This is a genomic window from Micromonospora sp. CA-244673, assembly GCF_050948395.1.
Taxonomy (GTDB): domain Bacteria; phylum Actinomycetota; class Actinomycetes; order Mycobacteriales; family Micromonosporaceae; genus Micromonospora.
In genome coordinates this window covers 4,746,375-4,769,305 of the sequence record NZ_CP192019.1, presented here as the reverse complement: position 1 = coordinate 4,769,305, position 22,931 = coordinate 4,746,375, and the positions used below count along the sequence as shown (strand labels likewise).

At 72.5% G+C, this 22,931-nt stretch carries 22 protein-coding genes; 8 read left to right on the top strand and 14 right to left on the bottom strand.

Going from position 1 to position 22,931, the window contains the following annotated elements:
- Positions 1-29: 29 nt before the first annotated feature.
- From ACQP12_RS21760 to ACQP12_RS21750, 3 genes are all read right to left on the bottom strand, one after another.
- A complete protein-coding gene (locus tag ACQP12_RS21760) occupies positions 30-437 on the bottom strand; it encodes a VOC family protein (RefSeq protein ID WP_357948448.1) in 408 nt (135 codons plus the stop codon).
- Positions 421-1,143 (bottom strand): ArsR family transcriptional regulator, encoded by a 723-nt coding sequence (locus tag ACQP12_RS21755; protein WP_433281525.1) that lies wholly within the window; start codon positions 1,141-1,143, stop codon positions 421-423. Before ACQP12_RS21755 ends, ACQP12_RS21760 begins: the two co-directional genes overlap by 17 nt.
- Before the next feature lie 198 nt (positions 1,144-1,341).
- On the bottom strand, positions 1,342-1,896 hold the full coding sequence (locus ACQP12_RS21750) for a nucleoside deaminase (protein ID WP_433281523.1): 555 nt from the start codon (positions 1,894-1,896) through the stop codon (positions 1,342-1,344).
- Positions 1,897-2,229: 333 nt separating this feature from the next.
- On the opposite strand from ACQP12_RS21750, the gene ACQP12_RS21745 reads away from it, so the two are divergent.
- Both ACQP12_RS21745 and ACQP12_RS21740 read left to right on the top strand, forming a co-directional pair.
- The gene (locus ACQP12_RS21745) at positions 2,230-3,441 is read left to right on the top strand and encodes a GAF domain-containing protein (protein ID WP_433281521.1); all 1,212 of its coding nucleotides are present in this window, start codon (positions 2,230-2,232) and stop codon (positions 3,439-3,441) included.
- Between the two features lie 106 nt (positions 3,442-3,547).
- Positions 3,548-4,117 carry a DUF3592 domain-containing protein gene (locus ACQP12_RS21740; protein ID WP_433281519.1) on the top strand — a complete coding sequence of 190 codons (570 nt, stop codon included), beginning with the start codon at positions 3,548-3,550 and terminating at the stop codon, positions 4,115-4,117.
- A 2-nt stretch (positions 4,118-4,119) separates the two neighbouring features.
- On the opposite strand, the gene ACQP12_RS21735 is transcribed toward ACQP12_RS21740, so the two are convergent.
- Positions 4,120-5,061, bottom strand: coding sequence for a beta-ketoacyl-ACP synthase III (locus tag ACQP12_RS21735; protein ID WP_433281517.1), 942 nt, complete (start codon positions 5,059-5,061; stop codon positions 4,120-4,122).
- 114 nt (positions 5,062-5,175) lie between these two features.
- Between ACQP12_RS21735 and ACQP12_RS21730 the strand changes: the two genes are divergently transcribed.
- From ACQP12_RS21730 to ACQP12_RS21720, 3 genes are all read left to right on the top strand, one after another.
- Positions 5,176-5,754 (top strand): TetR/AcrR family transcriptional regulator, encoded by a 579-nt coding sequence (locus tag ACQP12_RS21730; protein WP_357948465.1) that lies wholly within the window; start codon positions 5,176-5,178, stop codon positions 5,752-5,754.
- Positions 5,751-6,407, top strand: coding sequence for a lysophospholipid acyltransferase family protein (locus ACQP12_RS21725; RefSeq protein ID WP_433281515.1), 657 nt, complete (start codon positions 5,751-5,753; stop codon positions 6,405-6,407). The genes ACQP12_RS21730 and ACQP12_RS21725 overlap by 4 nt, the downstream gene beginning before the upstream one ends.
- A 141-nt stretch (positions 6,408-6,548) precedes the next feature.
- Positions 6,549-6,815 (top strand): hypothetical protein, encoded by a 267-nt coding sequence (locus tag ACQP12_RS21720; protein ID WP_433281513.1) that lies wholly within the window; start codon positions 6,549-6,551, stop codon positions 6,813-6,815.
- Positions 6,816-6,858: 43 nt separating this feature from the next.
- On the opposite strand, the gene ACQP12_RS21715 is transcribed toward ACQP12_RS21720, so the two are convergent.
- From ACQP12_RS21715 to ACQP12_RS21695, 5 genes are all read right to left on the bottom strand, one after another.
- The gene (locus ACQP12_RS21715; protein WP_433281511.1) at positions 6,859-9,729 is read right to left on the bottom strand and encodes a right-handed parallel beta-helix repeat-containing protein; all 2,871 of its coding nucleotides are present in this window, start codon (positions 9,727-9,729) and stop codon (positions 6,859-6,861) included.
- 4 nt (positions 9,730-9,733) lie between these two features.
- Complete coding sequence (locus ACQP12_RS21710) at positions 9,734-10,921, bottom strand: hypothetical protein (protein WP_433281509.1); 1,188 nt, start codon at positions 10,919-10,921, stop codon at positions 9,734-9,736.
- A 202-nt stretch (positions 10,922-11,123) separates the two neighbouring features.
- Entirely contained in the window at positions 11,124-12,293 is a 1,170-nt protein-coding gene (locus ACQP12_RS21705; RefSeq protein ID WP_433281507.1) for a hypothetical protein, read from the bottom strand.
- Positions 12,290-12,805 (bottom strand): SigE family RNA polymerase sigma factor, encoded by a 516-nt coding sequence (locus ACQP12_RS21700; RefSeq protein WP_433281505.1) that lies wholly within the window; start codon positions 12,803-12,805, stop codon positions 12,290-12,292. Before ACQP12_RS21700 ends, ACQP12_RS21705 begins: the two co-directional genes overlap by 4 nt.
- 287 nt (positions 12,806-13,092) lie before the next feature.
- Positions 13,093-13,890, bottom strand: a complete 798-nt coding sequence (locus ACQP12_RS21695; protein WP_433281503.1) for an inositol monophosphatase family protein — start codon at positions 13,888-13,890, stop codon at positions 13,093-13,095.
- Between the two features lie 118 nt (positions 13,891-14,008).
- Here ACQP12_RS21695 and ACQP12_RS21690 point away from each other — a divergent pair, with 118 nt between their 5' ends.
- The gene (locus ACQP12_RS21690; RefSeq protein WP_433281501.1) at positions 14,009-14,506 is read left to right on the top strand and encodes a YcxB family protein; all 498 of its coding nucleotides are present in this window, start codon (positions 14,009-14,011) and stop codon (positions 14,504-14,506) included.
- A 102-nt stretch (positions 14,507-14,608) separates the two neighbouring features.
- Here the strand turns inward: ACQP12_RS21690 and ACQP12_RS21685 are convergent, their stop codons facing one another.
- Positions 14,609-15,451: a LysR family transcriptional regulator gene (locus ACQP12_RS21685; protein ID WP_433281499.1), complete on the bottom strand. Its 843-nt coding sequence runs from the start codon at positions 15,449-15,451 to the stop codon at positions 14,609-14,611.
- A gap of 72 nt (positions 15,452-15,523) precedes the next feature.
- Here ACQP12_RS21685 and ACQP12_RS21680 point away from each other — a divergent pair, with 72 nt between their 5' ends.
- Positions 15,524-16,744: an MFS transporter gene (locus ACQP12_RS21680; protein WP_433281497.1), complete on the top strand. Its 1,221-nt coding sequence runs from the start codon at positions 15,524-15,526 to the stop codon at positions 16,742-16,744.
- Here ACQP12_RS21680 and ACQP12_RS21675 read toward each other — a convergent pair.
- Both ACQP12_RS21675 and ACQP12_RS21670 read right to left on the bottom strand, forming a co-directional pair.
- Positions 16,741-17,166 (bottom strand): nucleoside deaminase, encoded by a 426-nt coding sequence (locus ACQP12_RS21675; protein ID WP_357948496.1) that lies wholly within the window; start codon positions 17,164-17,166, stop codon positions 16,741-16,743. The two genes, ACQP12_RS21680 and ACQP12_RS21675, sit on opposite strands and share 4 nt — an antisense overlap.
- Positions 17,163-17,963, bottom strand: coding sequence for a TIGR03619 family F420-dependent LLM class oxidoreductase (locus ACQP12_RS21670; RefSeq protein WP_433281494.1), 801 nt, complete (start codon positions 17,961-17,963; stop codon positions 17,163-17,165). The genes ACQP12_RS21675 and ACQP12_RS21670 overlap by 4 nt, the downstream gene beginning before the upstream one ends.
- A 145-nt stretch (positions 17,964-18,108) precedes the next feature.
- Between ACQP12_RS21670 and ACQP12_RS21665 the strand changes: the two genes are divergently transcribed.
- On the top strand, positions 18,109-18,687 hold the full coding sequence (locus ACQP12_RS21665; RefSeq protein WP_433281492.1) for an Lrp/AsnC family transcriptional regulator: 579 nt from the start codon (positions 18,109-18,111) through the stop codon (positions 18,685-18,687).
- Here the strand turns inward: ACQP12_RS21665 and ACQP12_RS21660 are convergent.
- Positions 18,612-21,332, bottom strand: coding sequence for an ATP-binding protein (locus ACQP12_RS21660; protein WP_433281490.1), 2,721 nt, complete (start codon positions 21,330-21,332; stop codon positions 18,612-18,614). The two genes, ACQP12_RS21665 and ACQP12_RS21660, sit on opposite strands and share 76 nt — an antisense overlap.
- 355 nt (positions 21,333-21,687) lie before the next feature.
- Positions 21,688-22,473, bottom strand: a complete 786-nt coding sequence (locus ACQP12_RS21655; protein ID WP_433281488.1) for a thioesterase II family protein — start codon at positions 22,471-22,473, stop codon at positions 21,688-21,690.
- Between the last annotated feature and the right edge of the window lie 458 nt (positions 22,474-22,931).

Below are 22,931 nucleotides of genomic sequence, written 5' to 3'. Positions count from 1 at the left end.
AGGTGGCGGCGCCCGCCGGGACCCGGCGGTCATGGTGCGGCTGTCGCCGCGCGCGCCGGACCGGCCGGTTGGAACAGTTCGATCAGGTTGCCGGCGGGGTCGGCCAGCAGGATCTGCTGCCCACCCGGGCCGGCGACGACCTCGCTGCGGAACGGCAGCCCCGCTGCCCGGTGCCGCTCGACCTCGGCAGCCAGATCGTCGACGGTGAGGTGGATGCGGTTGCGGCCGGGTGCTGCGGCGTCCTCCGGCGTGGCGCGGGCGCCCGAGCTGGCCGGCCCGGACAGCAGCAGTCGCAGGGGGCCGCGGAGCACCTCGGCGAAGGCGGGTGCGGCGTCGGCGCCCAACTGGAAGTCGAGGTGGGTGGTGTAGAAGTCGACGGCTGCCGCGACGTCGTCGACCAGGTAGCGGACGCTGGCGTACTCATGGCTTCCGGTCATGGCGCGAACCTCCTTGCTCAAGGATGGGTAGCAGATGGCGGATGCGGGTGTCGATGTCGGCCGCGGTGCGGGTGAAGGACCGCTGGCCGGCCTCCTCGCTGTCACCGGCCGACGCGGGGTCGGGAATGCTCCAGTGGATGCGGCGCGGGTGCTGCGGGAACTCGGGGCAGACCTCGCGGGCCCGGTCGCACAGGGTGATCACATAGTCGAACCGGCGGCCGGTCAGCGTGTCCAGGTGGCGTGGGCGCTGACCGGCGACGTCGATGCCGTACCGGTCGCGGAGCACCCGCACGCCGCCGGGATGCAGTCGTGGCCCCGGCCGGCTCCCGGCGCTGATCGCCTCGACGTGTCCCGCCGTGTGCTGGCGGAGCAGGGCTTCCGCGATCGGTGAGCGACCGGTGTTGCCCGTGCAGACGAACAGCACGCCGAGGCGGCGCGACCGCTGCGGGCGGACAGGAGGCGGCGGCGTGCCGATGCCCGGACGCAGGGCCGGGTGCAGCGCGGCGCCGGCGCCGGCGAGCGCTTCGGCGCAGCGGTCCAGATCGAGGTGGTAGTAGCTGTCGCGGCCGTCGAAGCTGCTCCGGGTGGCGGCGACCAGACCGCCGTCCCGCAGCAGCCGCAGGTGGTAGGAGACCAGGTTCTGCGGCTCGCCGGTGAACGTGGCCAGCTCGCGAACCCGCAGGTCGCTGGCGGCAAGCTCGGTCATCAGCCGCCAGCGCAACGGATGAGCGGCCAATCGGAGGAACGCTGGGGCGGCTTGCCCGGACGCACTCATGACCTGGAGAATACATCAAACCGCTTTGATCGATAGTGCGATCGCGGCAGCTCGGGGCCGCTCCGCGTCGACCTGCGTGGGTTCGACGGTGGCGAGGTGGCCGGGCGACCCCGAGGTGCCCGCGTGTGGCTAGCGTGCGACTCGCCGTTTCGCGGCGCGTTCGTGGAGGAGCCGCATCTCCTCGTCCAGGGGAGCGACCGGGCCGGCAACCGTGAGAGCCGGCGCGACGGTGGTGACAGGAAGCACGGCCACGGGGCCATCCGGCAGGCCCCACTCCGCCCGCCAGGTGGCGAGCTGCGCGCTCGACGCGGCGTAGACGATGCGGCCGAGTCCCACCCAGGCATGCGCGGCCGCACACATCGGGCAGTGCTCGCCCGAGGTGTACACGGTCGCGGTGGCCCGCACCGCCGGCGGCAGATGTCCGGCCGCCCACTGCGCGAGGGCGAGCTCAGGATGCGCCGTGGGGTCCGCCGAGGACGTCTCGCGGTTCCGGGCCTCCGCGAGCACGTCTCCGCTCGGGCCGACCAGGACGGACCCGAACGGGTCGTCCCCGGCCGCCAGGGCTTCTGCGGCGAGCGCTACGCAACGCCGCAGATGAGTGATGTCCCGTTGGTCGGTCGTCATGGCCGGCCCTCCGTTCGACTGGGTGATCATCGCCAGCTTCGCAGACTCGGCGACCACCACGCTCCCGCTCGCCCGCCGCCACCGAGCCGGGCAGGTCCGCCTGCTCGCGGACCACGCCGCGGCCGGATGGGGGGTGCCCGATGATCTTTCGGGTGAGCGGTGCCTATCCGTTACGCTCTGTCGGAATGACCGGCGTCCCGATCGGCACGCCTGCCGCGGGAGAAGCAGGCACAGGGGAGTCTCGACGGCCGTGAGGCGGAGTCCCGGATTGCCACGCCGGTCACCCGGTACGGCAGAGGGGCGGACCACGACATGACGGCGGTAGCAGGCCAGCAGCCCACTGCTGCGGATTCCGCGATCGCCGGCCATGGGGCGGAGGAGGATCTGCGGTCGTTGTTCGGGCAGTCCATCGCCGTCTTCGCGTCGCTGGCGGGGCCGACGCACCGGGTGGAGAGCGCGAATCCCGCGTTCTTCGCCGCCATCGGCGAGGAGCGGGCTCGCACCGGAGCGGCGCTGGTGGACCTGATGCCCGAGCTGGCCGGTCAGGGCTTCATCGCCCTGCTGGACGAGGTCTACCGCACGGGCGAGGCCTATACCGGCCGTGACGTCCGGGTGGTGCTGGGCGCCGGGCCGCAGGCGCGGGAGGCGTTCTTCGACTTCACCTACGAGCCACGGCGGGACGCCGACGGCACCGTGACCGGGATCCGTGTGATCGGCGTGGAGACCACACAGGTCAAGCATGCCCAACGACTGATGGCCGAACACCGCGCCCTGGTGGAGCAGATCGCCCGTCAGGCGCCGCTGACCGAGGTGCTCGACGGGATGGCCCGGTGTATCGAGAACCTTGCCCCGCAGGAGGTTCTGGTCTCCGTTCTGCTCGCCGATCCCGACGGTCGGCACCTGCGCCACGGCGCCGCACCCAGCCTGCCTGACTTCTACAACCAGGCCATCGACGGGATCGCCACCGGTGAAGGCGTCGGCTCGTGCGGCACCGCCGCCCACCGGCGGGAGCCGGTCATCGTCACCGACATCGCCACCGACCCGTTCTGGGCCGACTTCCGGGACCTGGCCGAGCGGGCGGGACTGGGCGCCTGCTGGTCCACGCCGATCCTGGCCCGTGACGGCAGCCTGCTGGGCACCTTCGCCATGTATCACCGCGTCCCGCGCATCCCGCAGGACGCTGACCTGGCCCTCGCCCGAGTCTTCACCGGCACCGCGGCCCTGGCCATCGAACGCCACCACATCGAGCAGGCGAAGGCGGCCGCCGACGCGCGGGCCAGAGCGGCCCATGACGAGCTGGCCAAGGTGGTGCAGGCGGAGCGGGAACTGCGTGCCGAGGCCGAGCAGCGCGCCGCCGCCGCGGCGGAACTCACCGCCCGGATGCGCGCCGCCGCCGCCGCGCAGGCCGCCACACCGCGCCCCGAGCAGTGCCAGCTCGGCGGCACCGGCGGGTGCACCGCACCGGCCGAGATCAAGCTCGCCGATTCGTGGGGCGACTCGGCGTGGGGCTGCCCCACCCACGTCGAGGAAGCCATCATCAACGTGCGCTCGGTGTTCATCGCCAACGAGGAACTCGGCGGCCTGGCCGCCTACCTCCGCCGTTGAACCTCGTCCGGGCCGCCGACGGCGGGCGCACGCGGACCCGTGAGCGGGTCAGCGCCACAGGTCGACGCCATGACGTTCCCGGGTGATCGGGTGATCGGGTGATCGGGTGATCACGCTGCCACGCTCGCCGGCCTGGGTGACGCTCGGCTCCGTGTTGCTGGTGTTGGCGGGTGGCGCGTTGCTGTGGCTGCCGTTCCACACCCAGAGCGAGCTCGACGACTGGACGACCGAACTGCGAGCCACCGGCGTACCGACGCGAGCCGTCGTCTACGACCGGGTGACGAAGAGCGGCGGCAACCGGACCAGCCCGTCGACCACCATGTATTTCCGGTACGAGCTGGCTGGCCGGACGTACGAGCAGGAGGTCGGCTGCGTCGAGGTGTGCCGGTCAACCGGCGAAGAGGTGTCGATCTGGGTGAACCCGGCCGACTCCGGTGACTTCGTCACCGACTTCGACCAGCTCAGCGGCCACCGGGGCCGTGTACAGGGAGGGCTGGGTGTGGCCGGGTTCGCGACCCTGGTCGTGGTGATTCCTCTGCTGCTGTCCCGCATCCCGTTCCAACGGTGGTTTCCTCCGCGTGGGCCGCGGCGCCGGTCCGGTGCGCCGGTCCGGGGAGGTGGCGAGTTCACGATCCGCTCCAAGCACAAGCGGGGCGCTCGCAACCCGCAGCGGTAGGTTCACGGTCGTGGGCAGCGGATGATCTGCCCGGCGTAGGACAGGCCGCCGCCGAAGCCCAGCAGCAGCACCGGTGCGCCCGGCTCGAGTTCCCCGCGTTCCAGCAGCTTCGACAGCGCGATCGGGATGCTTGCCGCCGAGGTGTTGCCCGATGTCGTGACGTCACGGGCGATGACGGCCTTCGTCGCCCCGATCCGCTGCGCGACCGGCTCGATGATGCGCAGATTGGCCTGGTGCAGGACGATGCCGCCGAGGTCCTCCGGCGTGACGCCGGCGGCGGCGCAGATGCTGCGGGCGATGTCCGGCAGGGTGGTGGTGGCCCACCGGTAGACGGTCTGTCCCGCCTGGGTGAACGGGCGGTCACCCTCGATCACCACGGCGTCGCCCAGGTGCGGGTAGGAGCCCCACACCACCGGGCTGATCTCGGGCTGCTCGGCGGCGGTGAGCACCACCGCGCCGGCTCCGTCGCCGATCAGCACGCACGTCGTCCGGTCGGTCCAGTCGGTGAAGTCACTCAGCCGCTCCACACCGATCACCACGGCGTTCGTGGCCGAGCCGAGCCGAACGGCGCCGTCGGCAAGGGCCAACGCGTGGGTGAACCCGGAACAGGCGACGTTGACGTCGATCGTCGCGGGTGACGGCAGTCCGAGCCGGCGCGCGACCCGCGCGGCGATGTTGGGACTGCGGTCGACCGCTGTGCAGGTCGCCACCACCACCAGGTCGACCGCCTCGGCGGCCACGCCGGCACCGCGCAGGGCCTCGGCCGCCGCCTCGGCCGCCATGAGGTCGAGCGGCTCGGCGGGCCCGGCGATCCGCCGTTCCTGGATGCCGACCCGGCTGCGGATCCACTCGTCGCTCGTCTCCACGACAGTGGCGAGGTCCTCGTTGGTCAGCACTTTCGTGGGCTGGTAGTGACCTGCGCCGACGACTCTCGAACCGCGCACCAGCGCCTCCCTTCGGGCCCCGGTCAGGAGCAGTGGATGGACCTTGCCTGTCGGTCAACGTAGCCGTCGCAGGCCCGGTAGACAATGTCTACGGCCGCCTGGTAGACACTGTCTATGCACGTTGACGAGGGCCTCCGCGATCGCCTCATCCGTGTCGGCGGCGAGCTGCTCGACCACCAGGGTCCGTCCGCCGTGTCGCTGCGAGAGATCGCCCGACGCGCCGGCGTCTCCCACGGTGCGCCGCGCCGCTACTTTCCCACCCACCTGGAACTGCTGTCGGCCATCGCCCGCGACGGGTTCACCGACCTCGCCGCCCGCGTGAACTCCGCCCTGGCCGAGGCGCCCGGCCACCCGCGCGCCCGGCTCGCCGACATCGCCCGGGTCTACCTGGACTTCGCCGCCACCCGTCGAGGCCGGTACGAGCTGATGTTCCGCCACGACCTGCTGGAAAGCGGCCACCTGAGGCTGCGCGACACCAGCCTGCCACTGTTCCGGCTCCTCACCGACCTGGTGGCGCAGGCCCGGCCCGAACCCGAGCCGCCGGCCCAGGTCGTGGCGGGAGCACTGTGGGCCAACCTGCACGGGATCGCCCAACTGTGGAACTGGGGCAGCCTCACCCTCGCGACCGGCGCCACCGATCCGAACCCGCTGCTCGACGCCGCTCTCACCGCCCACCTCGGACCGGCCGCATGAGCCGCACCCCGCCCCTGTACGCCCTGGCCCGGCACACCATCGGCCGGTACCTGCACCACTCCTGGCGTCCCACCGTCACCGGGCTCCACCACCTCCCTGACGCCGGCGGCGCGATCCTGGCCGCCAACCACCTGTCGGTCGCCGACCAGTTGTTCCTGGGCGTCCTGACGCCCCGACACATCGCCTTCTGGGCCAAGGCCGAATACTTCCGCGCCCCGGGGCCCCGCGGCTTCCTCACGCGGCGCGTCGTCACCGGCATGGGCGCCATCCCCGTCGAGCGGGGCGGCGGCCGGGCGGCCCTCACGGCGTTCGACGCGGCCGTGCCCGTCCTCCGCTCCGGTGGCCTGGTGGCCGTCTTCCCCGAGGGCACCCGCTCCCCGGACGGCCGCCTCTACCGTGGCCGCACCGGTGCGGTCCGCCTCGCCCACCAGGCCGGCGTCCCCATCATCCCGGTCGGCATCCGCGGCACGGACCGGGTACGCCCTCCCGGCTCCCGCCTTCCCCGCCGTCACCCGATCAGCATTACCTTCGGCCCGGCCATCCCGGTGCTCATCGAGACGCCGGCGGACATCCGCCGACACACCGAGACCCTGATGGCCGCCATCCAGTCCCTCACCCGCCAGGAGTACGTGCAGCACTACGCCCGGCCCTGACCGCAACGTCTACCGCGGGCCCCGTCGAACATGCCGCCGATGCCTGCCTCCCGTCGCCCTGGGAGGCGGCCGTGGTGGAAGCGGGACCGATTGCGCTGACGAGTCATGCTGAGGCAACCCCGCCGTCGATTGGAGCGGACCATGACGATGCCCTGGCTCTTCGTCCTGGGCGGCGTAGCGCTGCTGCTTCTCGTCACGTCAGCTGTTCTCGTTGTGCGGCACCGCCGGGTGGCCCGCGCGTCGTTGGCGGGTGACCCCGTCATGCGCGACGCGCGGCGAGCCATGGCCGAGATGCAGGATCAACGCCGGCGTTCCGGCAAGGGCACGATCCGGGGCCAAGGCGGCGGCGGGAACGCGGGGACGATGTATGACGCCGCCTATGGCTCGGACACGTCCGCCGGAGCGTAGTCGGACCCTCTGGGGTCGGTATCGCGCCCGTCCTTCGGCCGGGTCAGGTTGAGACGCGGGCTTCGATGCCGGCGGGGACGGGCAGCGCGCGGACGCCGGCCTGGCCGGCGGGTGCGTCGACGGCCAGGGACAAGGCGGCGGCTACCGGGTAGACAGGGCAGTACACGACGGCCGCGGCCTCCGTGGTGCCCGCGTCCTTCGTCTCGAACTCCTCCCGCGCCCGGCCTAGGCTGGCGAGCAGGTCCGAGACCGAGGACTCCGCGGGCGCGGGCGTGGACGGGGCCTCGACAGTCGCGGCGCCCGGCGTCGGCAGGTGCGAGACGCCGAGGCGGCTCGCGGCGGCGCGCAGGAGTTCGGCCGGCAGAACCGCCGGCAGCGCGGCCAGCCGCTCGATGGCCGACTGGGCGAACGTCCGATCGGCCGGCAGGGCCGGCAGGTCGAGCCGGTTGCCGTCGAGCGACCCGAACGGGGCGTCCAGCACCGCGCGCTCCCAGGCCGTGGAACCGATCAGCACGTTCCGCCCATCGAAGACGTCGGCGTACAGGTTGGCGGCGATGATGTTGCGGTCAAACCCGAGGTTCTGGCCCGCGAGGGCGGCCCGGACGGCGATCCCGTCGGCGAAGCCGAGCACATTCGACTCGACCCGTACGAGGGCCCGTCCGCCGACTTCGAGCAGGCATCCGCTGGTCGACTGCCCGGTCGACGCCCGATCGGTCGGGTCGGCGGCGAACAGGACCGTGTTGTCCCGCACGACCCAGGGGCCGGCGCCGGGCGTCTGCACGCGTACCGCCGTGCCGCTCGTGTTCACCACCACGTTGTTCTGGAACACGCCGGAGCCGCTACTGATCTGCACCGCCGCGTACGCCGCGTTGGCGAAGGTGCAGTTGCGCACCGTGATGGTGCCGCTGCCGCCCCGCAGGTCGAGCATGGCCGCCGACTGCGAGTTGCCGATGTCGAGGGCGCCGCTGTCGGAGTACGCGTTGTAGGTCGATCCGTCGAAGACGAACCCGTCCAGCACCAGGCCGTCGCAGGAGTCCTCGACCGTCAGAATGGGATCGCTCGGAATGCCCTTGGCTTTCGTCTCCGGATTCAGCACGAAGCGCACGGCACGGCGCCAGGGGTCCCGCGTCGCGAAGTCGGCACTGTAGCCGCCCAGCATCGTCAGGTGCTTGACGGGGATGCGCCAGGCGCCCGAGCGCAGGCGGCCGGAATACTCGCCCTCGGCGACGTGGACGCGGTCGCCCTCCGCGGCCTTCTCCAGCGCCTGCCACGGATCGCGGAAGGGCGCCTCCCTGCTCCCGTCGCCGCCGGACGTGCCGGCGCGCACGAACCAGTCGCGGCCAGCCGGTGGCGGCGGAGTTGTGGCGGGCAACCCGAGCGCCGGTGCGATCGAGTCGAGGACGAGCGTGGCCGCCTGCCGGGCACCGGCGGTCAGGTCGGCCCGGTAGGTGCCGCGTAGCAGGTAGGTGATCTCGACATCCAGCCCGCGCTGGTAGCGGGTCGCCTCCTCGATCAGGCGGTGGGCGAGTGACCACCGTCCGCAGAGCACATGGAGCGGACGGTCGTCCTTACCCGGCTCGTAGATCGCGACCCCGACGTGCGTGGCCGAGCCGGCATCGGGCAGCAGTTCGATGTTCTGGTCGAACCCGAGGCCCGCCCGGACCTCGACCGCGGTCCCCGACAGGCCCTGTTCGGGCTGAGCGAGCCGGGTCCACTCGATGGACTGGTAGGTGGGCAGCGCCCGTCGCGCCTGGAACGCCTCCGTGGCCGGCAGTTCGGCCGGGTGGCAGCCCTGCGTCGCGTCGCTGCCGATCGCGAGCACCTCGGACGGGGTCAGCCGCCACATCGCGGGAGCCTGCGCGTCCCCGCCACCGCTGCCGGCGGGCAGGTCGCCGAGCCCGACGGTGGCTCGCAGCGCGTTCAGGGCGGCCACCGGCGGGCGAACGTAGGTCGCAACGGTGTCGAGGGTGTACGAGTCGATCCACCGGGCGGGCAGCCCCGACAGGTGCGGATCGCCAACGGTGTTGCCGCCCGCCGACTGCAGACCGACGTCCTCGAGCTCTTCGACGTACTCCTCGGTGATCTCCGCCTCGGCGGAGGTGGCGCGGCTGCGGACGACGTCGCGCAGGGTCAGGAAGAACAGGTTGCGATCGACCGCGACGCGGTCGATGTCGCGGTAGCAGGCGATGGCCGCGTTGCCGCAGCCGACGAAGAGGTTGTCCTCGATCACCGCGGCGCTGTTGACCCGGACGCCGATCGCCCTGTCGGCGCCCGCGCCGCGCGGCGGATCCGCGTCGTCGTGGGCGAAGCAGAAGGTGTTCCCGGCGACGATGATCGGAGCGCTGCTGTCGCTGTCGCGGACCGTGAGCAGCCCAGATCCGAGGAAGTTGACGACCAGGTTGTTCTCGAACCGGCCGCCGTTCCCGGCGATCTCGGCGGCACCGGCACTGCCGTTGGCGAACACGCAGTTGCGTACGGCGATCCGCTCGCCGCGGAGGCTGATGATTGGGCCGTCACCGTAGTGGGACCGCCGCAGTGCCCCCTCCTCGTCGTACTCGTTGCGACCGGCGGCGTCGAAGAACAGCCCGTCCAGGACGGCGCCGTCGTGCTCGCCGAGGCCCTGGATCATGTTCGGCTCGCGCTGCACCCGGAGTCCCGGCCGCGCGCCCAGGATCGAGGGCGTGCGCCACGGCGTACGGGTGGCGAAGCCGGGACCGTAGCCGCCGAGGACGGTCAGGTCGGGGCAGTCGAGCACCCACGACGAGCGCTCGTGGCGGCCGGTGTAGGTGCCTGCCGCGAGATGGATGCGGTCGCCCGGTTCGGCGTACTTCAGGGCGAGCCAAGGGTCGTGGAAGGGGCGCTCGCGCGAGCCGTCCCCGACCTGGAGACCGGCGGCCACGAAGAAATCGGTCATCGGCTCACCGCTTCACTTCGTCGTCGGCGTCCTTGGTACGCGACGTGGCCAGCGCCCAGCTGGCCTTGACCGACGTCCACACGGTTGCGAGCGTCTCCTGGGCCGCCTGCTTGCCGGCTCCGTCGACCAGCTCATCCTGGAACTGCTTCTCCCCTTCGAGCAGGTCTTCGAGCGACTCGAAGGTGTCCTTCAGGTCGTTGTTGAAGCGTTCCAGCGTGGCCGGGTCGTCGGTCAGTGCCCCGAAGGCATTCGTGCTCTCCTTGACGAAGGTGGGCAGCAGTTCGTCGTAGATCTTGCGGGACTGCTCCTTGGCGGCCTCGGACCGCGTGTCGAGCGCCTCGATGCAGGCGTTCTTGAACCCGTCCCAGTCGGTGGCCTCGTAGTAGCCGGTCCGGCCGGCGCCCTGCCAGCCGGCCGCGGCCTCCGCGCCCCGGGCGAAAAGCTTGTCGACCCAATCCTCGGAGAGCTGCTCCCTGGCGTCATTGAGCAGCTTGACGTTGTCGAGCACGACCTGTTTGGCGACGCGCTTCTGTTTGGCGGCGTTGTAGTTCTCCTCGGCCAGCTTCTCGATCGCCTTGAGCGCCTCGGTGGCCGCTTCCTTGGCGGAGGGGTCCTTCATCAGTAGCACCAGCAGCCGTGGGACGCCGGTGACGGTGTACTTGACGAGGAGGTTCTTGGCCGTGGCGGTGATGGAGCCGAAGTTCTTCACGATCAGGGCCTCGACAACCTTGTCGTTGTTGCGCGCCTCCTTGAGGTCCTCCTCGCACTTCTTGATCACCGCGAGATCGGCCTCCAGCACCTTGCCCATCAGCGTGGCCGCGTCGGGGACGTCGCCCTTGGCGACCTGCTGCCAGATCCTGCGCTCCCCGGCGAGGAGATCGACCGGGCCGACCGCGGCCATGCGCTCGCTCGCCGACATGGCATTGGCCTGGCTGTCCCCCAGGACATCGAGCATGTCCTCCTCGAGGCGGTCCAGCAGGGCGTCGGCCTGCGCGCAGTTGGTCGACCACCGGTCGCGAAGGCCGTCGTAGCCGGACGCCTCCAGCTTGTCGAGCATCTCCTCGAACAGCTTCTCCCGGTCGGTGTCGAACCGCTCGAGCAGGTCCGTGATCCGATCGAAGATCGACTCCTCCATGCCCGTGGCGCGCATTCGTTGCTCGACCAGTTCGCGGGCGTCATCGACGTCTTCCACCGGGCCGCCTCCTGCTCCGTGCCCGGTGCGCGACGCGACCGGGGGCCCAACAAGCACCGCCTGGATCGTATGGGCCGCAGGTGTGCCCCGGCCGTCGCGAATTGGTGCGAAGGGCGTCGTGAAGTTGACGTAGCAACGTGATCGCGGGCGAGCGACCGTACGCGCGACCCGGCGTCGGCGGCATGGACCGGGCGCGCGACCTTCAACGGCGGCAGCGCCACACCAGCGGCCGGTGCACCTGGTTCTCGTAGACGGCACCGACCAGGGTCAGACCGTCGTCGCTGATCCCGTTGGCCGTGTACGTGCCCGCCTCGGTCGCCCGGACCTCTGGCCGGCCCGGCAGCCGGCGGGACGTGCCGTCCGGGGCGACGACCAGCGGCGCACCGTCGCCGACCAGCAGGTCGCCGTTGCCGGCGATCCCGGTCGCCCCCGGGAACGGCAGCAGGCTCACTGCCCCGGTTGTGAGGTTCCACCGTACCGGCAGCATCTGCACGGCGCCGCCCTGCCGGACGCCGGGGACCGTGCCGATCGCCCATTCGCCGCGCGCCGATTCGACCGAGGCGCGCGGGTAGCCGTCGGGCACCGCCAGTGGCGCCCCGGTGCCCTGCGGCGTCCATCGGTAGGGCAGTTGGCCCGTCGCGCCGACAACCGTGCCGTCCTCGGTGATCCCGGTGGCGGTGGATCCCGGCTGGCCGACCAGCCGGTACTCCTGTGGACGGTCCGCCGACCACAGCACGGCGTGGTGCGAGTCGCCGGCTCCGCTGGCGGTGCCGGCGATGTCGCCCCGGCCGTTGACCGCGTTGATGAGGACCGCGTGGTAGCCGGGCGGGGTGGCCAGGAAGCGCAGCTTCCCGTCCCGGTAGAGCCAGCCGGTGCCGTCGCCGTTGGTGCCGACCACGACACCGCCGGCGTTGACCGCGGCCGCGTGACGCGCGCCGGCCGGCAGGACGTCTGCCTGGCCGTCGGTCCACAGCACGACCCGCCCGTCCTCCTGCCCGGTGCCGATCTCACCGACGACGTACCGCCCGGTGGGGTCGACGCCGCTCGCCACCGCGACCGGACCACCGATCGGTTGCGGCAACCACGACGCCTCGCAGGTGACCGGCGAGGCCGGCGCGGTCGACACGGTCCCGGATGGTGACGCCGCGAGGACCGGCGTGTCCGGAACCGGCCGGCCGGCCGCCCCGCTGAGCTGGACGGCGCCCACGACGCCGAGCCCGCCCAGCACCGTCACCGCAGCGATCCCGCCGACGCGGCGGCGCCGGCGGCGACGCCGGCCGTCCCGGACCGCACGGCCCACGTCAACCCGCGGCTCGGGAACCGGCGCCGCCCGCAGCAGCGCGGCAATCCGCTGGTCGTCCAACGTGCTCATCTCGAATTCCTCCCGGCCGTCTCGGTGACGTCGAGCACCTGGCGGACCGCCACCAGCGCCCGGGCCGTCTGTGACTTCACGTTGCCTTCGGAACAGCCCATCGCTGCCGCCGTGTCGGCGAGCGACATGTCGCACAGGAACCGCAGGACCAGTACGGTGCGCTGGCCGCGGGGGAGATGGGCGAGCGCGGTGACCACGCTGTCCCGCTCGGCCAGCGCGTCATGCGGCGTGACCGGCGGGCGCTCCGGCTCCGGCACCGACCCCAGCAGCCGGACCTTCGCCCAGCTCAACCGCTTCTCGTCGACCAGCTTGTGGACCAGCATCCGGTGCACGTACGCGTCGACGTTGTCGGCCCGGCTGACCCGGCGCCAGTTCACGTACAGCGCCGTAATCGTCTGCTGCACCACGTCATCGGCCAGGTGGGCGTCGCCGCACATCAGGAATGCGGTCCGGTGCAGGCTCGGCAGTCGCGCGGAGACGTACTCCACGAACTCATGCTCGGCATCCGCCATCGAGGCTCCCTCCTCCGCTCGCTTGACGGGTCCGGACGACCATCGGGTTGCGTCATCGCCGTGACGAGATGATCCGCGAGATGTGGGAGCCGGACGGCATGTCGCCTGCACTGCTTCAGTCAGCCACGGCCGGCTGTTCACCTCGTGCCCGCTCATCATGCAGCCGGGATTCAGACGTCTCGCCGACACAGCGTGGGAGCTGCCCTCAGGGCGGCCGCGGCCGTTCCCCTTCCGCCGCCGAGGCCGAAGGGGAACGGGCCGCGGGCCGCAAGGATGTGATCACCTAACTAGCCTCGGCCGCGGATCATCGACATCAGCAGCCCGTGGGTCTCGGCGTCCCCGGCCACCACAAGCCCGCGGCCTGCCGGCCCCGTCGGGGCGCCGTCGATCCCGGTGACCACGCAGCCGGCGGCCCGGCACAGCGCGATCCCGGCGGCGAAGTGCACGCTCCCGGTCAGGTCACCGCCGTCGGTGACGTACGCGGCGCGCTTGCCGGCCGCGACCCAGGCCAACGCCAGCGTGGTGGACACGACCCGCGGCCGGAACCGCTCGACGAACCCGGGGTGGGCCAGCAGGTCGACGGCCCGGAATCCGGGCGCGCTCGGAAACGGCGGATCCAGGTTGACGTCCACCAGCTGGGTGGCGGGAGTGGGCGTCAACCGCGCGTCGACACCGTCCTGCCGTACCCAGGCGGTTTCACCGTCGGTGCAGAAGACCTCGCCGCTGAACGGGTCGGCCACCGCCGCCGCCCTGTCGCGCAGCGCGACGTTGACGGCCACCAGCATGTTGCCGACCGCGTAGTTCAGCGTGCCGCACAGCGGATCCACCAGCCACTGGCGGGCGGCGTCGGCCGCGCCCTGCTGCCCGCCTTCCTCGCCGAGCACCGCGTCACCGGGGCGAGCGGCGCGGAGGACGCCGAGGATCGCCTGCTCTGCCTCCACGTCGGCGGCGGTGGCGAAGTCGCCCGCGCCCTTCTCGATGCGGCTGAGCCGTTGGCCGTACCTGGTGCGCAACACGTCGGCGCCGGCACGGGCCGCGGCGATCGCGACCCCGGCATCGTCGAGGCCCGCATACGAGTTGATCATGTTGGGCACAATATCGGGGCGAGGCTGTCTCCCGGTCGGTCAGGGCAGCGTGGCCCCGGACTCAGTGGGGTAGGAGTCAGCGCTGCCCGGAGGCGGGTGGGGGCACTATCGTTCGGGCGTGCACATCCGTTTTGACGTCCCCGCCGATCCCGCCTACCCGGGCCGTGTGGCCGCCGCGCTCAGCAGTGTTCGGCTACGCAGGTACGGCTATGTCGGCGCGGTGCTGGCGGCGGTCGGGGCGATCGGCTTCGCCGTTTCACGGGGGTTCACGTGGGGCGACAAGATCTCGTCGCTGTGCACGGCGCTGGTCGCGGGTGGCCTGCTGTCGATGCTGTACGCGCCGTGGGTGCGGTGGCGCGCCCGGCGCCGCTCCGGTCGCTACGCCGTCGAGGGCGCCTACGAGATCACCGACGACAACATCATGATGCGCAGCGGGTCGGAGTCCGGCGGCATCGCCTGGGACGGGGTCGCCCAGGTACGGGACACCCCGGACTTCTGGATCGTGTACGTCGGCCGGATGCCGGCGACGGTGATCCCACGCCGCTTGATGTCCGCCGAGGACGCCGAGACGTTGCGAGCCTTCATGGCCGAACGCGGGCTGCTCCAGCCTCGGTGAACCGGTCTGCCGCGTGGACGCTCGTCACGGGCCGCGGACAGTGCCGGGCGGACCTGCTGCCACGGGCCGGACGGAGAGCGGCGCGCAGGCCAGCCGGGGAACTCAGATCATGCGTCGTAGCGCGGTCTCCACGGCGTCGATCAGCGGATCACCTCCGGTCCGTGGGTGCCGTGCGAGACCGAGCTCGACGTCCGGCAGGGCGGGCAGGGCGTCCACGTCGTGGCAGGCCATGGCCGGTTCGAGGTTCGCTGGCATGAGCGCCGAGACGCCGAGCCCGGCCCGTACCGCGGCGAGCACGCCGAGCAGGCTGTTGCTCTCGAACGCCACCCGCCAGCGCCGATCGGCGCGGTCCAGCGTTTCCAGCACCGACGTACGCCAGAAGCACGGGTTCGAGAACAGCACCACCGGCAGCGGATCGGCAGCCACGTCCACACCCTGGCCGATCGCCCAGACCAGCGGGCGGCGTACCGTCCAGCGCGGCGGCCCGGGGAGGTACGGCACCTCGTCGAGCACGAGTTGGACGCGGCCCGCGTCGTAGGCCTCGCGCATCGCGGCGCTGGGAAAGGTGAGCACCTCCAGCGTCGCGCCGGGGTGCAGCCCGGCGAGGTCGGCGAGGGCCTGTGGAAGCTGGGACGCGGCGAGGTCTTCGAGCAACCCGACGCCGCAGCGGCCGGTGAGCGCGTGGCCGGTTGCGGTAAGTGCCTGTGCGGAGAGCGAGAGAATGCGCTCGGCGTACGGCAGGAGCTCCTCACCCGCCCGGGTCGGCGAGACGCCGGACGGCGACCGGTAGAGCAGCGGGCGGCCGACGGCGCTCTCGAGCTTGCGCAACTGCTGGCTGAGCGCGGGCTGGGTATGCCCGAGCGCGGTCGCGGCGCGGCTGATGCTGCCCGCCCGCACGGCGGTGACGAACGACCGCAGCAATGCCGTCTCAAGATCCCTCGCCATAAGCATTCATTATGCCGGACCAAACAAATCAGCCAGTTCCTACGAGCTGACGGATGACCTAGCGTCCGGCAGGTGACCGGATACCGCCAGGTGCTCGCCGTGCCAGGGTTGGCACCGCTGCTGGGCGTTTCGCTGCTCGCCCGCACCGCGATCACGGCCGACGTGATGGCGCTGACGATGTATGTCGTGCTGGGCCTGGGCATGAGCTACGCGGCGGCGGGTGGTGTCGCGGCGGCTCTGACCGCCGGGGTGGCGCTGGGCGGGCCGCTGCTTGGTCGCCTGATCGACCGGCGGGGCCTGCGCACCGTGCTGCTGGCAACCGTCGCGGTGCAGGTCATGTTCTGGCTGAGCGTGCCGATCCTGCCGTACGGGATCCTGCTGGGCGCCGCCTTCGCGGCGGGTCTGCTGATGGTGCCGGCTCAACTGGTGACCAGGCAGGCGATCACCGCGATGACGACGACGGGGCAGCGCCGGGCCGCGTTCGCGCTGGAATCGGTGCAGGGCGAGCTGTCGTACATGGTGGGCCCGGCCGTCGTGATCCTCGGTGCGGCGACGATGTCCCCCGGCCTGGTCGCCTGGGGCGTCGGCGCCGCGATCGTGGCCGGCGGGGCCGGCATTGCCTTGCTCAACCCGCCGCTGCGTACCGAGGACGAGGCGGATGCCGGCACGGCGGGACGGCCCCCGCGCCGGGAGTGGCTGGGCGCCCGCCTGATTGCCGTACTGACGATGGCGTTCGGTGCCACGATGCTGCTCAGCGGGGTCGACCTCGCCATCGTGGCCACGCTCAGAGAAGCAGGTCAGGTGTCCTGGGCCGCCGTGGTCGTCGCCGTGTTCGGCGTGGCCTCCGTCGCCGGCGGGCTGATCTATGGCGCGCAGTCCCGGCCGCTGCCCACGTGGCTGCTGCTCGGCCTGCTCGGACTCGTGACGATTCCCGCCGGGCTTGCCCACGACTGGCGCTGGTTGTGCGTGGCAGTCGTCGGCGCCGGGCTGCTCACCGCGCCGACCCTCGCCACGGTGGCCGACGCGGTGAGCCGGCTGGCGCCGGCCAGCGTGCGGGGTGAGGCGACAGGTCTGCAGTCCTCGGCGCTGAGCGCGGGGTTCGCGCTCGGGTCCCCGATCGTCGGGCTGGCGATCGACGTCTCCGTGCCGGCGGGCGGCTTCGCGGCAGCCGGGCTGGCCGGCCTCACTGCCGCGCTGGCCGGATGCCTGCTGTCGCGCCGACCGCCCGCTCGAACGCGGCCTCCCGTGGGGTCTCGCACGGCGGTGCCGGCCACGACCACCCAAGGGCGCTAGTAATAGTTGTCGATCGGCTGGCGTGCCTCGTCGAACAGTGCCGGCCCCTCGTACCGTACCGGGGGCAGCGGCGGGGCAGCCGGCTTGATCTCTTCGAACTGTTCGGCGGACAGGGCGTACACTACCCGGCCGAGGCCGGACCGGTCGATTGCGGTCGCGCACATCGGGCAGGGCTGGCAGCTGGTGAACATGGTGGTCCGTGCGGCCACGTCGGGGGCGAGTTCCCGAGCGGCCCAGCGGGCCAACTTGAGTTCCGGATGAGCGGTGATGTCCGAGTCGGAGACCACGGTGTTGTGGTCCTCGATCAGGACGGTGCCGTCAGCACCGGCCAGCAACGAGCCGAACGGCCGTTCGCCGGACGCCCCGGCGCTGTTGGCGAGTTCCACGGCACGGCGGAGAAGCTTCTCGTCGTCGGGGGTCATCGGTCCTCCTGGGTTTTGTGGTACGCGGCCACGGCCGCAAGGGTCTGCCAGGCGCGTTCGGGCTGACGGATCTCGGCCAGATCGCCGTTGAACGGGTCGAGCACCACCGTCTGCGCGCCGAGCAGACGGATCTGGTCGAGGTCGGCGATGATCTGGTCGATGGTGCCGACACCGGCGAGCCGGTCCGGGGCGGTGACCGCTTCCCGGGTCTCCTGGAGCTTGATACGCGGCGTCAGCGCGGGCGCCGGGCGGCCCAGTTCCTCGGCGGTGGCCTTCAGCCGCCCGGCTGCGTCCGCGAGCCATCCGGCCGTGACCCGCAGCGGGTGCCAGGCGTCACCGAGCAGCACCGCGCGACGGATGCCGGCGTCGCTGTTGCCGCCGACCCAGATCGGGATCGCCGCCGTGTCGTAGTCGTCGGTGTTCCGCCAAGCGTCGCGCATGGCATGCAGGTACTCGTCGGTCAGCGCGCCGCGCCGCCGGAACGGCACGGCGAGCGCCTCGAACTCCTGCCGGGCCCAGCCGACACCGACACCGAGGACGAGCCGGCCGCCGCTGAGTCGGTTGAGGTTCGCAGCCATCCGGGCGGTGAGCAGTGGGTGCCGGTACGGGACGATGAGCACCGTGGTGCCCAGCCGGACCCGGCGGGTCACCCCGGCCAGCCAGGACAGCGTGGTGAACGGCTCGTAGAACGGCGCCGGATACTGCTCGGCGACGTCCGGGGTCACCGCGATGTGATCGGAGACCATCAGCAGATCGAAGCCGAGGCCCTCGACCGTCTGTGCCCACTGTCGCAGCACCTCGGGGTCAGTACCCGGGCCGAAGTTCGGTACGTTCACGCCAATTTGCACGGCTCCCACGCTAGTCACGGCGGGTGCGGGCTGTGAACAACGTCTTCCCGGCCTTGGCTGGTCTGCGCCGTGAATCCGCCGGTAGGTTGGCCCCATGGCCGAGGATCTTGATGCCATCGATTGGTCCATCCTGACCGAGCTGCAGGGCGACGGCCGCCTGTCCATCACCGAGCTGAGCCGCCGGGTCAAGCTGAGCGCATCGGCCACCACCGAACGGGTGAGGCGGCTGGAGGCGACCGGTGTGATCACCGGTTACCGCGCCGAGGTCGACCTGCCCAAGGCGGGCTTCGCCGTGCTCGCGGTGGTCCGGCTGAAGTATCCCGGCAGCCGGCACGACCCGCTGCACAAGCTGCTGGAGCGCCGGCCGGAGATCCTGGAGTGCCTGCGCACCACCGGAGACGACTGTTACGTGCTGAAGGTGGCCGCGACCTCGATGGCGCACCTCGAACAGGTCGTCAACGAACTCGCCGCGTTCGGCAGCACCACCACCAACGTGTCTACAGCGCCACCCTGCCCTATCGCGGCCCGCGCCTGGCACCGCCCCACTCCTGACCCTGATCGAGGCCCTCAGCTACCACCGATGACGCGCGGGTCCGGTCAGGACGGTCCCGAGGAGGCCGCGCCCAGCCGGTACGGCAGGTCGGCCCGCCGCCGGACCCGCAGCTTGCGATAGACCCGGGTGAGGTGCTGCTCCACGGTGCTGACGGTGACGGACAGCTGGTCGGCGATCTCCCGGTTGGTCAGGCCCTGGGCGGCCAGGGTGGCGACGCGGCGTTCCGCCTCGCTCAGCGCGGCGACCTGCTCGGCGTCGACGCGGAGCGTGGCGGTGCCGCCGCCGTCGTCGTGGGTCCGCCGTCCGGAACCGGGGAACCCGCCCTGCTCGGCCACCTGCCGGGCGCGCCGGGTCGACATCCGGCCCTGGATGGTGTTGCCGACCGCGTGGTGCGCCGCGGCCTCGTCGTTGAGGGCCCGCACCAGGGCGAGGCGGTCGCCGGCCTCCTCCAGGATGTCCACCGCCTCGCGCAGCAGCGGCAGCCGCTCCGGCAGCGGGCTGACGGCCGCGGCGACCAGCAGGGTGAGCCCGCGGCTGCGGCTGCGCCGGTCGCCGACCATCCGCATCTGCTCGTCGGCGAGCCGCGCCGCCTCGGCGGTGCGGCCCAGCGAGAGGTAGACCCGGGCCGCCTCGGTGCGCCAGGGGACCAGGGCGGGCAGGTCGACCTCCCAGACGCGCATCAGCTCCCCGCACGTGTGGAAGTCGACCAGTGCGGCGTCGGGGCGTTGGGTGGCGGCGTAGTAGCGGCCCCGGGCGTGCAGGAAGTGCAGGCCGAACGGGGTCTGGAAGGTCGCCGGGGGCAGCGGCTGGTTGACCACCTGAGCGGCCTCGTCCAGGTGCCCCGTGGACACCAGCGTCAACACCCGGGTGGAGACCGGCCCGCCGACCGCCACCCCCCAACCGTCCCGGTCGACCAACGCCAGCGCCCGCTCGGTCTCGGCGGCGGCGACCCGCAGGTCACCCTGCCGGCGGGCCGCCTCGCCGTGCAGGGCCGCCAGGATCGCCTGCCAGGTCGGCGGGAACCGCCTGCCCCGTCCGGCGGCCAGCCGTGCGGCCCACCGGGCCGCCCGGTCGGCCCGGTCGTCGCACACCAGCGCGATCAGCGCCGCCGTGAGGTCCACCGGGTTCAGCCGGTCGTAGCGCTGTTCGAGCAGCCGTTCGAGCTGCCGGTGCCGGCCGGTCACCCCGTCGACGGCGGCGAGGAGCAGCTCCGCCGGGTCGCCGTCCGGGGCGGCGTGCGGCGCCGGCGCCGCACAGGGGTCGCCGAGCAGCGTGCGCAGCCGCCGCCCGACCGCCGGGTACGCGTACGCCAGGAGGTTGCGGGACCGCGACAGCAGGCGGGCCGTGCGCGGGTCGTCGACGGTGAACCGGGCGTGCCGCAGCACCTCCATGGCCTCGTCCACCCAGCCGTGCCAGAGCAGCTGCTGGGCGGTGGCCACCCCGGCCCGGGGCCCGAACCCGCCGTCCCGGGCCATCGCCGCCAGCCCCTCCAGGTGCCGGGCGGCGAGGGACGGGTCGAGCTGCCACTCGACGCTGCTCATCAGCACCTTGAGCCCGATCCGGTCGCCCGCCTCGGTGGCGCCGGTGTGGGCCAGCTCCAGCAGGTCGATGGCGCCGTGCAGGTCGCCGTCCACCACCGCCTGCCGGGCGGCCTCGCGGAGCACCGGCACCGCCCAGTCCTCCGGGGGCGTGCCGGCGGCGACCAGCTGCCGGGCCACCTCGGCCGGAGCCGCGCCCTCCCGGTGCAGCAGCTCGGCCGCCCGCCGGTGCTGCTCCGGCCCCTCCTCGGCGATGAGGTGACGCAGCACCACCTCCCGGGCGGCTGGGTGGCGGAACCGGCCCTCCCGCAGCAGCCCGGACGCGGTGAGCAGGTCCAGCGCGGACCGGGTCGAGTCGGCGTCGGCGTCGGCCAGCCAGCTCAGCGTGGTGGGTCGGCTCGCGTCACCCAGCACGGCGAGCGCCCGCGCCACCCGCAGCGTGGTCGGCGTGCCCTGGTAGAGGCAGTCGAGCACGGCCTCGGTGAAGGCGTCCCCCACGACGACCGACCCGGGCCGGCCGCCTGGGCTGTTGCGGGCGTCCTCGACGAGGGCCTTGACCAGCAGGGGATTGCCCCCGCTGACGGCGTGGTGGTCGGTGGCCAGGGCCGCGTCGATCAGCCCGTCGGTGTGCTGCGCCAGCAGTGTGGCGACCCCGTCGACGGAGAGCGGTTCGAGCGGCAGCAGCTGCCGGCCCGGCGCGTCGATCAGGGGCGCGTACGCCCCGCCGGCGCCGGGCGAGGCGGCGAGGAACAGCAGGATCCGGTGGTCCTCGAGCCGGCGCCCCAGCTCGACCAGGCAGTGCACGGAGGCGAGGTCGGCGTGGTCCACGTCGTCGGCGGCGATCACCAGCGGGGTGGACCGCGCGGCGCGCAGCACCTCGGCGCAGATCCGGTCGACCAGCGACGGGTCGGCCCGCTCGGGCGGACCGGACATGGTGCCGAGGGCGATGGTGCCGTCCAGGAAGCGGGCGGCGGAGGCGAGTGCCGGGTCCTCCGCGCCGCTCGCGAGCAGCTGCCGGATGACGCCGTAGGGGAGTCCGGCCTCGCGCCGCGAACCGGTGGCGAGCAGGACGGTGGCGCCGGCGGCCCGGGACTGCGCGGCCAGCGCGGACAGCAGCGCCGTCTTCCCGGTGGCCGCCGCGCCGACGGCGACCACCTGCCGGCCGTGGCCGGCCAGCGTGTCCCGCAGCGCCGCCCGCAGCCGCGACAGCACCTCGTCCCGTTCCACCAGCCCCACGGCAGCCCCCAGGTTCCGCTCAGGCGGGGGGAACGGTTCGGCCGGCACGGGTGCTCAGCCGCCGGGAGGCGGCGCCCCCCGGAAGGCGTTATTCACCTCCCCCTCTGCGGCGCAATTCCGGACACCATGAAGCGATCCGCAGCTCGGTGAATGCGACTGAACTGCGGGCGGCAAAACAATTCCTCCCCAGGGCGATCATTTTGCCACCGCGCCAGTTGGCGGGCAACCGACGTCGGATTGTTGTCGCTGCCCAGTATGTGGACGACAAATCGGCGGGCGAGTGGACCTTTGCCTCTACAGTGGACACGCTTCGTTTCGCGGCGCCGGGCAGGCGTCGGCCGGGTGGTCAGTCCCCCTCGCCGGGTGCGGCGTGGGCGACGCCCTGCCGGGCGCCGGCCGCGGCCAGCGACCGGCGCAGGGCGCCGAGCAGCACCGGGGCCGAGTCGCGCAGGAAGAAGTGACCGCCGGGGATCGGCTGGAGCTCGAACCCGCTCGTGGTGTGCCCGGCCCACGGCATGGCCTCGGCGGGCGTCATCAAGGGGTCCCGGTCGCCGACGAACGCGGTGATCGGCGTGGGCAGCGGTGCGTCCGGGACGTGCCGGTAGCTGTGGCACACCCGCAGGTCGTCGCGGACCAGGTCGATCGCGGCGTCGCGCCACTCGGGGTAGTCGAGCAGCATCTCCGACATGCCGCCGATGCGGACCAGCAGCGCGGCGAGATCGTCCGCCGCCATCCGGGGCACGTCCGTCATCAGTCCGGGGCGGTCGGGGGCGGGATAGGCCCCGACCGCGAGCAGCGTCGGCAGCGCGGCGCCCCGGTCGCGCAGCCGCTGGGCGACGGCGTACGCCAGCAGGGCACCCATGCTGTGCCCGTAGAACGCGAACGGCGGGCGGAAATGGTCCCCCAGCTCGCGTACCAGCTCGTCGACCAGCCTGGTCATGTCGGTGGCCCGGGGCTCGGACAGCCGTCCCTCGCGGCCCGGCAGCTGCACGGGCAGCACCTCCGCCCGGGGGCCGAGCCCGCGCTGCCAGGTGGCGAACGCGGCGGCCGAGCCGCCGGCGTGGTGGAAACAGAACAGCCGCAGCCCGTCGGCCGTGGGGGTGGGGGCCCGCAGCAGGTACGGGGTCAGCATGTCCGCTCCGTTCCGCCCCGGGGGAGCGGCCACGCCCCGCCCGGGATCCACGACGAGTCGAGGTCGGTCACCGGACCGCCTCCTTCCCTGTCGGTCGACGTCGGCCAGCCGATGGTGGCCCGGCTCGCCAAAGCCGCCCCAAACGGGCCGCTGCGGGTCCACCCTCGACGGCCGGCGGCGGCACCTCGCAGGGTGTCCGCACCGCTACTTTGCGGTAGTCAGTACTTGTTGACGAGCCCACAAATTCGCCATAGGCTGACCGCATGGCGGCAATTCGTACGTTCGGCCCTTAGTACGTCAGCCAAACTATGAATTCACGGTCTTCGTCCGCAGTAAACGCCGAGGCGTGGCAAATGGGGCGGCCGCGCAATCGGGACCATCCAGCGCCGTGTCGAATGGTCGACTGACGGTGCGCGGTTGCGCCTGCGGACCTGGTGGGGAACTGCCCGGCCACGATT